A 14,658-nucleotide genomic window follows, 5' to 3' on the forward strand; every position below is an offset into this window, starting at 1 on the left:
CATGTCTAACAGTTAGTACGACCAATAGCCCATTCTAGAGCGGCTGCAAGGCGGACAAAAACGACACCTTTTGGGGTGCCGGTTTTTAAAGAGGGAGAATGCCGCCCGGATTCAGGCGGCGGGAGGGGCACTAAAGTCTGTGCTCAATCAAAACGGTACAGGACAAAACCGCTGTCCAACTGACGCAGCGGTGCAACCTGCGCCGGCATCAACCGCTGCGCTTGCGGCGAAGTCTGGAAAACCACCTCGGCATTGCCCCAGTCGGCAAAACGCCAGTTGTTGTCCGCCGACGGATTCAAGGTGCCCTGACTGAGCAGGTAGTTGGCGACCACATCGCGGTTTTTATCCGGGGCATCGATCACCACCGTCGAACCATCCAGGTTCGGGAAAGAACCACCGCCGCCCGCGCGGTAATTGTTGGTCGCTACCAGAAAGCGCTGCTGCGGATCCAAGGGCTGGCCTTGATAGGTCACATCGACGATACGGTGTGCATCGTTGATCACATTACCTTCACCGTCATAGCGCGGCGGCACGGTGACATCGATGCGGTAGCTCAGGCCATCAATGACATCGAAGTTATAGCTGGGGAAAGCGTCGTTAACCAAGGATTGTTCACCGCTGGCCTCGGGGTCGATGGTGTTGAACTGACCGGCGGCCCGCTCCAGCCATTCCACAACCTCCGCGCCGCTGAGCTCAACGACTTTTAAGTCATTCGGATAGATGTACAGATCGGCCACATTTTTCAGCGCAATCGGGCCAGCCGGTACTTCGGTGTAGTAATCCGCACCGCCGCGACCGCCGGCTTTAAAAGGCGCCGCCGCCGACAAAATCGGCATGCCATCGTATTCGGTGCCGGCAACAATCTGTTCAACGTACCAGCGCTGAGCGTTGTTAACGATTTGAATCGAGGGATCGTCCTGCACCAGCGCAAAGTAGGAATTAATGTTGGCCGTGGTTTCACCGACACGCTGCGCCATATAGTTCAGCGTTCCTTCATGATCGGCACGGACGGCGCGAACAATCTCCGGTACGGCATCCACCAGGGCGACGGTCTCGCCATCACGGCGCTCATAGATAGGTTGTGCCTGTGCCTGGCTGGCGACAATGGTCCAGTCGCCGGTTTCGCCTTCCAGCGTCAAATCGATAATGCCCAGATGGCTGCCCCAGAAACCGGGCATGACTGAAGGCACACCGAACAGCGTGCCGGCTTCAGCGTCAACGCCTTCAATGCCGTCGTAACCCGGGCCCGGAAAGACGCGGTGGGAATGGCCAAACATAATGGCATCGATGCCATCGACCTGAGCGAGATAGCGGCTGGCGTTTTCATCGCCACCCTGGCGCACGCTGCCGCTGATGCCTGAATGCGGAATGGCAACAATGATGTCGGCACCCTCGGCCTGCATTTGCGGAATGTACTTTTCCGCCGTCTCGACAATATCGCGCGACTGCACCCGGCCGGTCAGATTCGCCTGATCCCAGACCATGATTTGCGGTGGCGTAAAACCGATGTAGCCAATTCGTAACCGATGCAATTCTCCGTCGGTGTCGGCAACGGTTTTATCGAGAATCACGTAGGGCTGAAAGTAGGGTTCGTCGTTGCTCGGGTCGTCATCACCATCGTCCACGACCACGTTGGCAACCACGTAGGGAAATTCGGCACCGGCCAACGACTGCTCTAAAAATTCCAGGCCGTAATTGAATTCATGGTTACCGATATTGCCAACATCGTAGTCGAGCAAATTCATCGCTTTAAAGGCCGGATGGATTTCGCCGTCTTCGAGTTTGCGATCTTTAGCGGCGTAATCGCCCAAGGGATTACCCTGAATCAGGTCGCCGTTATCGACCAATACCGAGTTGGTCGCCTCCATACGCGATTGATTCACCAGCGCCGTCGTTCGTGCCAGACCCACGGTGACGTTGGTACGGTCTGAGTAATAGTCGTAGTCGACCAGGTGCATATGAATGTCGGTGGTTTCCATCAACCGCAATTCCACCCTGGCTGCATGGGCGACACTGCTAGCACTCAGCGCCGCCAGTATGGCGATTCCTGTTGTCAGTCTGTTCATGGCAAATGCCTTCTTACTGGTTGGTTCAGCGAAAGACCCGGCATCCTGGTGTAAACGATCACGCCGGGCGTCCTATTCGACCCTTTTTGACCCTGCGGTCAACTAATGCCAAAGGCCAACCATCTTGGCAAGAACGAATGACAAAGCGACGACAAAACCGGACCAGCTCACACCCAACCCAAACATCCCAGAGCGATCGCCACAGCCACCAACACCAGCACCGGGCAACGCAAAAACCGCAGCCCAACCAACGCCAGTAACGCCAACGCCAAGGCCGTCGCGTCATCAATAGCGGACACAAACACAGGCTGATACAGCGCCGCCAGCAACAAACCAACAACCGCCGCATTGATAGCGGCCAGTGCGCCGGCTAAGCGTGGGCGCTGAGCCAGTTTTTGCCAGATATCGGCCAGCGCCAACAGCAGTAAAAATCCGGGCAGGAAGATAGCCAGCGTTGCCACAGCAGCACCCCACCAGGGTTGCTCCGGCTGCAACTGCGCGCCCAGAAAAGCCGCCAGGGAAAAAAGCGGACCCGGCATCGCCTGAGCACTGGCGTAGCCAAAGAGGAATTGGTCAGCATCGATCGCAGCACCGACGCCCGCCTGCAACAGCGGCAACACCACATGACCGCCACCGAACACCAGACTGCCGGCCGAGAAAAACGGCAACGCCAGATCGGTCGGGACGCTGCGAATGATAAAGAGCGTTAACACGACCAGCGCAAAAACAATCAGCGGCCAGAGTTTGATCCGGCCATTGGTTGTAGTATTCAACTGGATAGAATCGGCAACCAGAAAACGGGCGCCGACCAAAGCCATAACCAGTAGCAACAAGGGTTGCACCCAAACCCAGGGCGACACCAACACCGCAGCGGCAGTCACCAGCGCTATCGACTGGGTTAAGCTTCGTCGGCAAAACGACACAAACAGACCAATCACCGCATCGGCCACCACCACCAGCGCCAACCACTTCAAACCCGAGATCACAGCGGGCAACCAGGCTTGGTCCAACCAGCTGCGACTGCCAATCGCCAGCGCAGTCATCAGCATAAAAGACGGCAAGGTAAAACCGACAAAGGCCGCCAACCCACCGAACAAACCCGCGCGCTGCAAGCCGATGGCAAAACCGACCTGGCTTGAGGCCGGGCCGGGCAGAAACTGGGCCAGTGCAACCAGACGCGCATAGCCGTCGTCATCCAGCCAACCCAGACGCTGGACAAAGGTCCGCCGGAAATACCCCAGATGAGCAGCCGGCCCCCCAAAGCTCAAGCAACCGAGCACAAAAAAGCGAAGGCCTACCACCAGGGCCTTGCCAGCGGTCGATAAGCGTTGCGTCATCCGAATCACCCTTGCTATTGAACCAACAGTTACTGAACCAACCGATCATTGTTGCGAAGGTCGATGACTGTTTTATGGCATTCGACTTTCATGGCATTCGGCACTCCACACCGGCTGCACAATCGCCGACTATGCTGTGCACTGGATTCCTTAATACCAACCTCTATGCGTATTCGACTTCGTTATCAGGTACTGGCGGTCATCTTGCTGGCCAACGCTCTGCTGACGTTGGCCATTGTGGTCGCCAACAACCAGGCCTTCAGCACCAGCTTTGAAAACTATCAGGAAGCGGTGCAGAGCAAACGGCTGGCGCCATTGATCGAGGCGCTGGCCGAAGACTATGCCGACCAGGGTGGTTGGCAGTCGATGGATAACTTCCGCTGGGCAACCTTAATTAAACCCTTCTTATTTGGCCGGCCCGATAGCGAGGCTGAAACGGCTTCGCCGTCACCCAGCCGACGCTTTCGCGGCCCGCCGTTGCAACTGCGTGATGCCCAGGGAGCGCTGATTGCCGGCCCACCCATTCCCCGCCATTTCAGCACCTGGCTGCCAATTGAAAACAGCGCCGGCGAACGCATCGGCGAACTGGGTGTACCTTCCAGCCTGCGCCTGACCGGAGAGTTCGACCGGGTCTTTGCCGATCAACAACGTCGGCAACTGCGCTGGATTGCTTTGGTGGCTTTGCTGTTGTCAGTCGCCGTTGCGTTGCCATTTGCCGCCGTTTTAACCCGACCGATCAGCCGCCTGCAACGCGCTACACACCGACTGGCCGGCGGTGATTACAATACTCAAATTGCCGTCACCGGCAGCGATGAACTGGCCGACCTGGCGCGCGATTTTAATCATCTGGCCACGACGCTGGCGAAAAACCTTAATGCCCGACAACGTTGGATTGCCGATATTTCTCACGAGCTGCGCACGCCCATAGCGGTGCTGCGCGCCGAGCTTGAAGCCATTCAGGATGGCGTGCGCCAACCCAGCCCGGACACCGTCACTTCGCTGTATCAGGAAGTCGAACGACTCAGTGCTCTGGTGGAAGACCTGCACGAACTGTCGTTGTCGGACGCCGGAGCGCTCAGTTATCGACGCGAGCCTCTGGAACTCACTGAGCTCTTAAAGGAAGTCCTCAGTCATCAGCAAGCGGCCTTCGATCGCGGCGGTTTGCAGCTGACACTCAAAACGGTCGACGCCCCCATGCTGATTGAGGCCGACAGCCATCGACTGACCCAACTGCTGACCAACCTGGCGCAAAACTCCCTGCGCTATACCGATGCGCCGGGCCAGGTGAGTGTCAGCCTGAGTCGCACTGACCAGTACGCCCGGCTCGAATGGTCCGATTCGAGCCCGGGTGTTCCCGACGCTGCCTTAGCCCGGCTGTTTGACCGCCTCTACCGGGTAGAAGATTCACGCAATCGCGCCAGCGGCGGTTCCGGCCTGGGTCTGGCCATCGTGCATAACGTCGTCAGTGCGCATCAGGGGCACGTCGAGGCGCGTCATTCAGCGCTGGGCGGACTGACGCTCATCATTGAACTGCCGTTGAGGAAAACCGCATGAGCGCATTGATTCTGATCGTCGAAGACGAGACCAAATTGGCCGAGGTGGTACGCGATTACCTGCATCGCGACGGCTACGACACTCATCTGTGTCACCGCGGCGATGAGGTTCTGCCCTGGCTGGCCGATCATCAACCAGACTTGATTCTGCTCGACCTGATGCTGCCGGGCACCGACGGCCTGACACTGTGCCGCGAGATCCGCAAGACTCTGACCACACCGATTATCATGACCACGGCCCGAGTCGAGGAAATCGACCGTCTGCTGGGTCTGGAGCTCGGTGCCGATGACTACATTTGCAAACCCTATAGCCCGCGAGAAGTGGTGGCGCGGGTTAAAGCCGTACTGCGGCGCACCGGCCTCAATAATGGCAACGAAACGGAAACAGGTACTCATCTGGAATTACCCGAAAGCGCCAATGAAGCGCGCTTTGGTGATCGCAAAGTCGAGCTGACTGCTTTAGAGGCCCGGCTGCTAGCGGAGTTAATGCGTCATCCCGGCCGTATTTTTTCGCGTGACCAACTGATGGATGCCATCTATCCCGATCGGCGCCTGGTCAGCGATCGCACCATCGACAGCCACATCAAAAACCTGCGTCGTAAGCTGCAACTGCTGGCACCGGAAGAAGAATTTGTTCGCTCGGTTTATGGCGCTGGCTACAAGTACGAATAAGCAGTTGGTAAAGGTTATGTCGTGCATCCTGGCTCCATATTCGCTGCGAATAAGGCGGCGAGACTGAACATCACCGGGGCACAGGCCCTGCGCTATTCAGGAGCACAGATCATGAAACCAACACATCGCAATACCTTGATCGCCACCGCTCTGGCCGTGGCTCTGACAGCCGGCGCCAGCAGCGCCTTGGCTTGGGGTGGCAATGACCGTCAGCCCGACCCGGCCGAACGCTTCGGCTATATCTTTAACGAACTGAACCTGAGCGACGACCAGGCCGAAGAAGTGCTGGACGTCATGCGCAACTTCCGCGACGACCAACGCCAGGCCATGCAGGCCCGTCGTGATTCCGGAGCCGGCCGGCCGTCGGAAGAAGAGTTTGCGGAGCTGCGTGCACAGGCTCGTACTGCGCTGTCGGATCAGTTAGGAACCGTACTCAGCGCCACTCAGGTTGAAGACTTGATGACCTATCTGGAGTTCCACGGACCGATGCTGGGTGGTGGTCGCCACGGTCGCGGTCAGTTTGGTGGCCAGCCAATGCCGCCGGCACCGGCGGAGTGAGGTTAAAGCAGTAAGCCGGCCGATTCCCCCACCGGTTTTCTCGAGTTGCCCACCTTTAGGTGGGCTTTTTTTGGGGTCGCTTTAGGTCTGAATATTTTTCAAATACTGACCCGGTGTTAAGCCCAGCACCGCTTTGAAATCGTGAATAAAATGCGCCTGATCAAAGTAGCCCGATGAAAAGGCGACATCCAGCAACGACACTTTCTCTGTTTGTTTTAATAGCCAGCGCGCTCGACCAACGCGTTGCACCCGGCTGTATTGTTTGGGCGACAAACCCACCAGCAGTTTGAATTGCCGCTCCAACTGGCGCTGACTCAGTGGAATCTCTTGCAGCAGCTTAGCCAACGGAAGGCTGCCCTCTGTCTGGCTGATGCGTGTGAGTAACGAATGCACCGGCCCTGGCTTGAAACCAGACTGGCGCAACCGATCCAACAGCGCCTGTTCGATCAGCCTTTGTTGCTGATCGCGGTGGCGACATTCGCTGAGTTGTTCGGCCAGCCGCCCCAGTGACAAACCGGGCACCCTGTCTTCGAGCGTCAGTTCGTCCAAGCCGACCGCAAAAAAAGGATGTCCCATACCAGGCTGGAAGCGAATACCCACCAGCTTAACTTGCCGCCCAAACTGCACTTGAGTGCTGTGCATCACCGGACCACTGACCAGCGCCGATTGATCAACGACAGCACCGTTAATCTGCACGGGCGCCGCCAGATTAAAAATGACCCCACTGCCGCCGTCTGCGTAGAGATAATGCGAACGGCTTTGGTGCCAATCGTCGATGTCGAGCCACCAAAAATTCTGCACATAAGGCAACAACGCAGGCGTCGGTGACCGGCGGAAAAATCCTTGCAGCCTGGGGGCCGTGTTTAAGCGTAGCGACATCTTTGTGACCGTCTCAACGGTTCTGATAGTGACATTCTAGCCTGTCAAAACAGACCGTTCTAACCTCGCATCAGGATGTCGATTTTCTACAATCCGGTCGCACTTAGGCCGATTATCTTGGCGTCTCCAAACATCACAGGAGACCGACCATGCGTTTTGATTTTCAATCCGCCAGCCCTGGCGCCATGAAAGCCATGTTGGGACTGGAAAGCTATCTGGCTACGCAAAGCCAAAGCGAAGCCGGCGTCGAAAAACGTCTGATCGAGCTGGTTAAAATTCGCGTTTCTCAGATCAACCGTTGTGCCTTTTGCCTGGACATGCACACCAAGGACGCCCGCGCTCTGGGTGAAACTGAGCAGCGTATTTACGCGCTCAATGCCTGGCAGGAAACGCCGTTTTTTTCCGATCGCGAACGTGCCGCTCTGGCCTGGGCTGAAGCTACCACCCAGGTATCGACCCAGAACATCGATGACGCCGTTTATCAACAGGCGCGTCAGCAATTCAGCGAATCCCAATTGGTGGATTTAACGCTGGCCATCGCCACCATCAACGCCTGGAATCGCTTTGCGGTAAGCTTTCAGGCAGCCGTCGGCGACTATCAATCGCCCTATTAATTGCACTCTCAGAACTGACTGCGCAAAAAAAACGGGTGTCCATCGACACCCGTTTTTGTGCAGATTAAAGCGCTTAAACCGGCGCTATTGTCAGACCCTGAACCCGCAATACTTCCAGACAAGCGCCCAGAGTGTGGTAATCACATTTGGCACCAGCAGCACTTTTCTCGTTGGAAACTTTGCTGTTGTCGCGCGTTAACAAACGGAACCAGGCACCGTACTGATGATCGACAAAATGATCCCAGCTGTATTGCCACAGCTGCTGATAGTGCTCCAGATATTTGTCGTCGTTTGTCGCCTGATGCAGCAGGGCGGCGGCGGCAAAGCTCTCCGCCTGAACCCAGAAATACTTGTCGTCGTCGCACCACTGGCCTTCGGGATCGAAGCCATAAACCAGGCCACCATGATCGGCATCCCAGGAGGTTTCCCAGGCGCGATCGAAGAGTGATTTAGCGCGCTTCAGCATCCAGTCTTCCGGTGCGTGTCGATACAGCATCAGCAGCAGTTTGGTCCATTCAGTCTGGTGACCCGGTTGGAAACCCCAGGGGCGATAGAGGTTTTTCGGATCGTCCTTGTTGTAGTCCCAGTCGATGCTGAAATCCGCTTTGTAGTGCTCCCAAATCAGCCCGTCGGTCTGGTCGGCCTGACGTACCGCTATGTTCTGCGCCAGGGTTTTTGCCCGGTCCAGATAACGCTTTTCGCCAGTGGCCTCGAAGGCGGCAATCATGGCTTCGCACAGATGCATATTGGCGTTCTGGCCGCGGTAATCACTGAGCACACCAGCGGCGCTGATTTCGTCGGCGTAGAGTCCGTATTCGGCTTGCCAAAAACGCTGCTCCAGTTGCTCGAAGGTGGTTGCCAAAGGCGCATTATCGACCAGTCCGGCCTGGCGGGCAGCGGCGTACGCCAAGAGTACAAAGGCGTAACCGTAAGCCTGCTGGGTCATGTCTTCGGGTTGATGATCGCGCAGCGTCCAGGCATAGCCGTCAGCTTCTTCGCGCCAGTGCACACGCTCCAAATAATCCAGGCCGTGCTGGGCAATGCTCAGGTAATCGGCTCGATCGAAGAAGCGACCGGCCTGAGCATAGTTGACGATGATGCGGGTTGAAGACACCAGTTGACGAAAGCCCGGGTCAAACAGACTGCCGTCGTCGTAGTAATTCTGGAAATAGCCGCCGCCGGAATCGACCACGCGCGGGTCGTAAAACGCCAGAATGGACTTCAGATGGTCCACCAGAAAATCGCTTTCATAAAAATTCATCGAATGTTCCTCAGGCGTCGAACGGCCAGCGATCGCTGACTTCAGACCAGGTTGGCAGAGATGGCAGTGCGCCAGCGCGGCTGACGGCTTTGGCACCACAGGCCGCGGCGAAGTGGGTAATTTGCTCAAGCTCGCTCCGGCTCAACTGGCTCAGTTCCCGACCATTGAGCGCACGCAGCAGACCACCGCTAAAGGCATCGCCACCGGCGGTGGTATCGACGGCTTTAACAGTCGGCGGCGTAACGACTAAATCGCCATCGCGCGTCAACACCCGAATGTCGCCACCTCCGTCGGTCACCCAAACCGCTTTGACGGTATCGAGCCATTCATCCAGCGGGAAGCCGCTGGCTTCGATCCAGTCGGCTTCTTCTTTAGAGACTTTGACGATGTCAGCCAGACGCAGAAAACGATCGATCACCGCTGGGTCCACCACTGTTTTTGGCCAGAGGTTATGGCGCAGGTTTACATCGAAACTGATGGTCGCGCCGACTCGACGTGCCTGGGCGATGGCCGCTTCGGTGGTCCGTGCGATGGCCACGTCAGTCAGGGTGTTGGAGCAGAAATGAAACAGGCCCGCGCCGTCGAAGGCGGGGATGGGCAGATCTTCCGGTGTCATCAATACATCCGCTGACGCTTTGCGCAGGAATTCAAAACTGCGTTCGCCCTCGCCATCGAGAAAGACATAAGCCAGGGGCGTATGAGCGCTGGGATGCACGCCCAGAAATTGCATATCGACACCCATCTGCACCATGGCGTCGGTCAGAAAGCGACCAAACCGATCATCGCCAACCTGACCGATAAAACGCGCCGGAGCGTCCAGACGGGCAACCGCTGCGGCCACATTGGCGGGCGCGCCACCGGGATATTGGCGAAACTCGGGCAGGTCAAAACCGCCTTCGTGGGCGCTGTTAAAATTCAGAAAATCGATCAGCAATTCGCCGAAACAAAGTATGGGTTTCATCTTGTTGTTGGATCCGTACGGTTGATAAAACAGGCGGTATCGATCACCTGGAGTTCATTCATCGGAGCGTCCTCCGACAGGGCGGTTAATAATACCCGACCCAGTTGCCGACCCGTGTGATGCAGGTCTTGCCTAAATCCATCGACCGGCAGGTGGAAATAATCCGCCAGGGTTGAAGTCTCTAACGCTACCACATCTGCGCTGCGTCCGGCATCGCTAAGGCCGGCGAGCACGCCCATGGCGGTGATTTCATTGCCACAGATATAGCCATCCGGCGGTGTGTTGCTGGCGGCTAATTGGCGCGCCAGAGCGCGCGGATCAAAGTCGGCCGTTTGTGGCAACAACTGTTGCTGTTCATCTACGGCGATACCTCTTGCCTGATGGGCGTGCATAAAACCTAAGCGCTGATGCCAGGCGAACAGATAACGCGACGGAGGCAGTAATAGACACAGCCGTTGCCGACCTCGATCCAGCAAATGATCGGCCGCGCGACGACTGAAATCGACATTATCCATATCGACATACGGATGCTGCAGCGCCAGCTCAGTCCGGCCGAAGGTGACAAAGGGCAGGCCCGCTTCGGCGAGAAACCGAACCCGCTTATCCTGACTTTCGGTCAGCGTCAGCACCACGCCATCGGCCAAACCCTGCTCCACCAGGATACGCACGGGCGCAAGTTCATCCTGATCACTGCGGCTGGGAATGATGGTGAGCTGATAGGGCGTTTCCGCCAGTGCGGCCGTCAGCCCTTCAATCAAAGGACCGGTGCCCACATCACCAACGACTTCGCCGGGCCTTAACACCGGCAGAATCAGCGCAATCACGTGGGTCTTGCCGGTCTTCAAACCGATGCCCGACTGATTGGGCCGATAACCCAGTTCGGCAGCGGCGGCTTTGACGCGAGCGATGGTGTCGGGGCGCACTTCCGGGCCGTCCTTCAATGCCCGCGACACAGTGGTGATCGACAGGCCCAGATGTCGGGCTAAAGTTTTTAACGTAGTGCGGGCGCGCATCATGCGAACAGCCTCTGTGCAGAATATTGAGCTGGGTTCACGCCATCAGCTCCGGTAACTGCGTTCTAAATGGTCAACACGCAATTCCGCACTATTGAGGCGATCATCGCCCTGCCAATAGAGCCGACGCGGCTCGTCCGGCAACAAGGTCAGGCTGTTATCGCTCCAATGACCCGCCGTCGGCGCCGACAGAGTGACAAAGTGCGCCGGTCGATCACAGCTCAGCTCAATCCAGCTATTACCTCCATCCTGACCCTCTTTAACACTGACGTTGGCGATGGGCAGATCGAGCGATTTCCACAGCGAAAAATAGCCAGTGGCGTCGCAATCGAAGTGCTGCTCGCCGGAAAGAGCCGTCGCCTGGGCGACAACAAATTGTTGATCGGGACGTGCAGATTCGATGTCGGCGATCACAGCGCTTTCGCCCGCTGCAAGCGTCCGCTGAATCACTTCTTTGCGCTCAACGTCGCCATCCAGAGTCAACACCCGCCAGCTGCCATCCAGTTGCGCCGGTTCGGCCCTGTCATTGACCGCAACCAACTGTTTTTGCGCTCCTTCGCCAATAAAAAACAACTGAATGGGTTGGTAGAATCGCTTGGCGTGGTAGTGCAATTGCTTCCAGCGCCCGCCGTATTCCAGACTGCTCCAGGACGCCACCGGCCAGGTATCGTTCAACTGCCAATAGAGCGTACCCATGCAATGGGGCCGCAGCGAGCGCCAGTATTCAACCGCGGTTTTGATCGCCAGCGATTGCTGTACCTGACTCAGGTACAGGAATTGATCGAACCCGACCGGGAAACGGAAATAGCGGGTGAACATTTCCACGATGCGGGAATTACCGCCGGGGTTTTTCTGATGCGCTTCCATGACAGGGCTGGTGACATTGCGATCACCTGGGTCAGTGATGGACTCGATCAACGCCAAAGACGGAAATGACTGATAGCCGAACTCGGAACAGAAACGCGGTTTGATGTCGGTGTAGGCGGAAAAGGATTTGCCTTCGTGCCAGACATCCCAGAAATGCATATCGCCGCGTCCATCGTCGTGCCAGGCATCGCCGAAATCCAATTCACCGTTGCACGGTGAGCTGGGCCAGAATTTTCGACTCGGGTCCGCTTGAGCGACGGTTTCATCGAGCACGCGATTGAGGCGATCGTAGTTGACCAGATATTGGTCCCGGTTATTGCGCGATACCTCAAACCAATCGATGGCACCGATGACTTCATTATCGCCACACCACAAAGCAATACAGCCATAGGATTGCAGGCGGCGAACCTGGTAATCGACTTCCGGTCGGACGTCATCGATAAAGGCTGGCGTGCTGGGGTAGAGCGCGCAGGCAAACATCAGGTCGTGCCAAACCAGCAAACCAAGCCGTTCGCAGGTGTCGTAAAAAGCGTCGTGCTCATAAAAACCACCACCCCAGACGCGCACCATATTCATGTTGGCGGCGACGGCATCGCCGAGCAGTTGCTGGTAACGTTCGGGCTGATGACGGGCGGGGAACGCATCCGCCGGTATCCAATTGGCGCCTTTTGCAAAGATATCGACGCCGTTAACCACCACCGCCATTCGATTGCCCGCCGCGTCTTCGCTGAGATCCCAATGCAGTGAGCGCAAACCGATATTCCGCTGCCATTGCTGAGCGCCCAAACGAGCGCTCAGTCGATACAGCGGTTGCTCACCATAACCGGCTGGCCACCAGAGCTTCGGATGCTTAACAACCAGCGTCGCCTGCGCCTGGTTCTGACCGGCCGGCAGCGTTAGCAGGATGGGTTCGGCATCGGTCAGCGACAGCTCGATTTGTTCGCTGACGTCGGCGGGACCCGTGGTATCGACGGTAATATTTAAACGGACACAATCGGCGTCATGCTGTTGATCGACCCGCACCGTGTCCAGTCGACGCCCCGGATGCATTATTAATTCGGGCGCCACATAGACGCCGGTCGACAGCAGACAGAGCCCCCAGTCCCAACCCGCATCACATTGGGTTTTGCGCACCAGGTTCATGTGTGGGATCTGGTTATTCATCTCTGCCCAGGGAACCGGGAAGGGTTGTTGTTCGGCGCGCTTTGCCGCCAAGACCGCGTTATCGTGCAGGGTGATGGTTAAACGATTGGTGCCGACATGGAGCGCCGGGCGAACATCAAGATCGAAACGGCGAAAGAAGTTGGCCAGTTCGCCCACCGGCTGATCGTTAATGGCGACGCTGGCATGGGTATCCACAAAGGCAAGACGCAGCGTCACCTGATCAGCAAGGTCCGCCTCGGTGATTGCAAATTCGGTCTCCAGCACCCAGTCGTGCTGATGCACCCACTGCACCGCCGACTCATTGTTACGCCAATATGGGTCCGGAATCTCACCGGCCGCCAGCAGGATTTGATGCACGTCCAGCGGGACCGTAGCCGGGAAAACCGAGCCCGGCTGATCGGCCCGGTACAACGTCCAACCCTGCTGCAATAAGCGGGAACCTCTGTCTGAAGCCATGCATTTCACCCCTGGATAGCCGAAAAATCTTAACGTTACGATTTTTCGCAGTTTGCCAGCCAAATAAAAAGATTCAAAGCGCTATGGGGAGGATTTTAACGTTTCGATTATGATTTAACGTAGGACTGGGACCGAACAGATACCAATCTGTTGCTACTGATTATGTCCTGAAGGCAAAAAATAGGCCGAGCGTCATTGAATTTATACAGAAAGCGAGCACTCTATAGGCGACTTCAGGACTTTTGGAAATAAAACATGTCCACCACTAAGTTACCCACTTACTCCATTATCGAGGAGTGGGCGAACAGTCTGACGCATGGCATCGGCGCGGTCTTATCGGTCGCCGGCCTGGTGATTCTGGTCGTACTGGCCAGTCTCTATGGCGATGCCTGGCAGATTGTCAGCGCCAGCATTTATGGCGCGACGCTGATTCTGCTGTACAGCGCCTCAACGCTGTATCACGCCATCCAGGCGCCGCGCGTGCGCTTATTGATGCGCCGTTTTGACCACATTGCCATCCTGTACCTGATCGCCGGCACCTATACGCCGTTCACCCTGGTGACCCTGCGCGGCCCCTGGGGTTGGACTTTGTTCGGTATCGTCTGGGGACTCACCTTGCTCGGCACTGTGGTTCATCTGACGTCGTTGCGCCGTTTCCATTGGTTGATGGTCGGCCTGTATCTGTTTATGGGCTGGTCGATTGTGATCGCCATCCGCCCGTTAATTGCAATATTGCCGCCCAGTGGGCTCGGATTATTGGTCGCCGGCGGCTTGTCTTATACTCTGGGCGTGGTCTTCTACGGCATGAAGCGATTGCCGTTCAACCACGCCATCTGGCACCTGTTTGTGCTGACGGGTAGCGTGCTGCATTTCTTTACAGTGCTGTTTTACGTCATTCTCTGAGGCGATCAATAGCCATAAAAAAACCCGGCATTTAGCCGGGTTTTTTGTATCTGCAGCCTTAATCGACGCAGCAGTAATCGTCAGGCAGCAGTGAAGTCAGCCGTTGCCGACCACTCGAATTCTTTCAGCAATTGCTTACAGCTTTGACCACAGGAGCCGCAATCGGTAGCAACGCCCAGCTGCCGACGGATTTCGCTGTAGTCGGCACCTTCGATGGCGAGGTTTTCGATGTCGCGGTCAGTGACCCCTTTGCAAACGCAGACGTACATCGTGCTGATCAACCCTGTTAACGCTGGATAGTGAATAACAAATCTAATACGAATCGTTATTATTAACAAGCGTTTCGAGTTATCA

At 56.7% G+C, this 14,658-nt stretch carries 13 protein-coding genes; 5 read left to right on the forward strand and 8 right to left on the reverse strand.

Annotated features, from left to right (window positions below; translation table 11 throughout):
* Positions 1-143 precede the first annotated feature (143 nt).
* Entirely contained in the window at positions 144-2,066 is a 1,923-nt protein-coding gene (locus ABMA60_RS01130; protein WP_392797528.1) for a bifunctional 2',3'-cyclic-nucleotide 2'-phosphodiesterase/3'-nucleotidase, read from the reverse strand.
* 167 nt (positions 2,067-2,233) lie between these two features.
* Positions 2,234-3,403 (reverse strand): chromate efflux transporter, encoded by a 1,170-nt coding sequence (gene chrA / locus ABMA60_RS01135; protein ID WP_392797529.1) that lies wholly within the window; start codon positions 3,401-3,403, stop codon positions 2,234-2,236.
* A gap of 165 nt (positions 3,404-3,568) precedes the next feature.
* On the opposite strand from chrA, the gene ABMA60_RS01140 reads away from it, so the two are divergent.
* From ABMA60_RS01140 to ABMA60_RS01150, 3 genes are all read left to right on the forward strand, one after another.
* On the forward strand, positions 3,569-4,957 hold the full coding sequence (locus ABMA60_RS01140) for an ATP-binding protein (RefSeq protein WP_392797531.1): 1,389 nt from the start codon (positions 3,569-3,571) through the stop codon (positions 4,955-4,957).
* On the forward strand, positions 4,954-5,628 hold the full coding sequence (locus ABMA60_RS01145) for a response regulator (protein WP_392797533.1): 675 nt from the start codon (positions 4,954-4,956) through the stop codon (positions 5,626-5,628). The genes ABMA60_RS01140 and ABMA60_RS01145 overlap by 4 nt, the downstream gene beginning before the upstream one ends.
* Before the next feature lie 111 nt (positions 5,629-5,739).
* On the forward strand, positions 5,740-6,186 hold the full coding sequence (locus tag ABMA60_RS01150) for a hypothetical protein (RefSeq protein WP_392797535.1): 447 nt from the start codon (positions 5,740-5,742) through the stop codon (positions 6,184-6,186).
* 81 nt (positions 6,187-6,267) lie between these two features.
* Here the strand turns inward: ABMA60_RS01150 and ABMA60_RS01155 are convergent, their stop codons facing one another.
* Complete coding sequence (locus tag ABMA60_RS01155; protein ID WP_392797537.1) at positions 6,268-7,065, reverse strand: helix-turn-helix domain-containing protein; 798 nt, start codon at positions 7,063-7,065, stop codon at positions 6,268-6,270.
* A 149-nt stretch (positions 7,066-7,214) separates the two neighbouring features.
* Between ABMA60_RS01155 and ABMA60_RS01160 the strand changes: the two genes are divergently transcribed.
* Positions 7,215-7,679 carry a carboxymuconolactone decarboxylase family protein gene (locus ABMA60_RS01160; RefSeq protein WP_392797538.1) on the forward strand — a complete coding sequence of 155 codons (465 nt, stop codon included), beginning with the start codon at positions 7,215-7,217 and terminating at the stop codon, positions 7,677-7,679.
* 73 nt (positions 7,680-7,752) lie between these two features.
* Here the strand turns inward: ABMA60_RS01160 and ABMA60_RS01165 are convergent, their stop codons facing one another.
* The 4 genes from ABMA60_RS01165 to ABMA60_RS01180 are packed head-to-tail and all read right to left on the reverse strand — an operon-like array spanning position 7,753 to position 13,401.
* Positions 7,753-8,940, reverse strand: a complete 1,188-nt coding sequence (locus ABMA60_RS01165) for an AGE family epimerase/isomerase (RefSeq protein ID WP_392797540.1) — start codon at positions 8,938-8,940, stop codon at positions 7,753-7,755.
* 10 nt (positions 8,941-8,950) lie between these two features.
* Positions 8,951-9,901 (reverse strand): carbohydrate kinase, encoded by a 951-nt coding sequence (locus tag ABMA60_RS01170; protein ID WP_392797542.1) that lies wholly within the window; start codon positions 9,899-9,901, stop codon positions 8,951-8,953.
* Positions 9,898-10,917, reverse strand: a complete 1,020-nt coding sequence (locus tag ABMA60_RS01175; protein ID WP_392797543.1) for a LacI family transcriptional regulator — start codon at positions 10,915-10,917, stop codon at positions 9,898-9,900. Before ABMA60_RS01175 ends, ABMA60_RS01170 begins: the two co-directional genes overlap by 4 nt.
* 42 nt (positions 10,918-10,959) lie before the next feature.
* Positions 10,960-13,401, reverse strand: coding sequence for a glycoside hydrolase family 2 protein (locus tag ABMA60_RS01180; protein ID WP_392797545.1), 2,442 nt, complete (start codon positions 13,399-13,401; stop codon positions 10,960-10,962).
* Between the two features lie 255 nt (positions 13,402-13,656).
* Here ABMA60_RS01180 and ABMA60_RS01185 point away from each other — a divergent pair, with 255 nt between their 5' ends.
* Positions 13,657-14,304: a hemolysin III family protein gene (locus tag ABMA60_RS01185; RefSeq protein WP_392797547.1), complete on the forward strand. Its 648-nt coding sequence runs from the start codon at positions 13,657-13,659 to the stop codon at positions 14,302-14,304.
* An 80-nt stretch (positions 14,305-14,384) separates the two neighbouring features.
* Here the strand turns inward: ABMA60_RS01185 and ABMA60_RS01190 are convergent, their stop codons facing one another.
* Complete coding sequence (locus ABMA60_RS01190; RefSeq protein WP_392797549.1) at positions 14,385-14,573, reverse strand: (2Fe-2S)-binding protein; 189 nt, start codon at positions 14,571-14,573, stop codon at positions 14,385-14,387.
* Between the last annotated feature and the right edge of the window lie 85 nt (positions 14,574-14,658).

The organism is Saccharospirillum sp. HFRX-2 (assembly GCF_043196805.1).
Lineage (GTDB): Bacteria > Pseudomonadota > Gammaproteobacteria > Pseudomonadales > Natronospirillaceae > Saccharospirillum.

Bases quoted from the DNA above. Each gene is read 5' to 3' on its own strand.
- ABMA60_RS01130 (WP_392797528.1), bottom strand. From the start codon at position 2,066: ATGAACAGACTGACAACAGGAATCGCCATACTGGCGGCGCTGAGTGCT.
- chrA (WP_392797529.1), bottom strand. From the start codon at position 3,403: ATGACGCAACGCTTATCGACCGCTGGCAAGGCCCTGGTGGTAGGCCTT.
- ABMA60_RS01140 (WP_392797531.1), top strand. From the start codon at position 3,569: ATGCGTATTCGACTTCGTTATCAGGTACTGGCGGTCATCTTGCTGGCC.
- ABMA60_RS01145 (WP_392797533.1), top strand. From the start codon at position 4,954: ATGAGCGCATTGATTCTGATCGTCGAAGACGAGACCAAATTGGCCGAG.
- ABMA60_RS01150 (WP_392797535.1), top strand. From the start codon at position 5,740: ATGAAACCAACACATCGCAATACCTTGATCGCCACCGCTCTGGCCGTG.
- ABMA60_RS01155 (WP_392797537.1), bottom strand. From the start codon at position 7,065: ATGTCGCTACGCTTAAACACGGCCCCCAGGCTGCAAGGATTTTTCCGC.
- ABMA60_RS01160 (WP_392797538.1), top strand. From the start codon at position 7,215: ATGCGTTTTGATTTTCAATCCGCCAGCCCTGGCGCCATGAAAGCCATG.
- ABMA60_RS01165 (WP_392797540.1), bottom strand. From the start codon at position 8,940: ATGAATTTTTATGAAAGCGATTTTCTGGTGGACCATCTGAAGTCCATT.
- ABMA60_RS01170 (WP_392797542.1), bottom strand. From the start codon at position 9,901: ATGAAACCCATACTTTGTTTCGGCGAATTGCTGATCGATTTTCTGAAT.
- ABMA60_RS01175 (WP_392797543.1), bottom strand. From the start codon at position 10,917: ATGATGCGCGCCCGCACTACGTTAAAAACTTTAGCCCGACATCTGGGC.
- ABMA60_RS01180 (WP_392797545.1), bottom strand. From the start codon at position 13,401: ATGGCTTCAGACAGAGGTTCCCGCTTATTGCAGCAGGGTTGGACGTTG.
- ABMA60_RS01185 (WP_392797547.1), top strand. From the start codon at position 13,657: ATGTCCACCACTAAGTTACCCACTTACTCCATTATCGAGGAGTGGGCG.
- ABMA60_RS01190 (WP_392797549.1), bottom strand. From the start codon at position 14,573: ATGTACGTCTGCGTTTGCAAAGGGGTCACTGACCGCGACATCGAAAAC.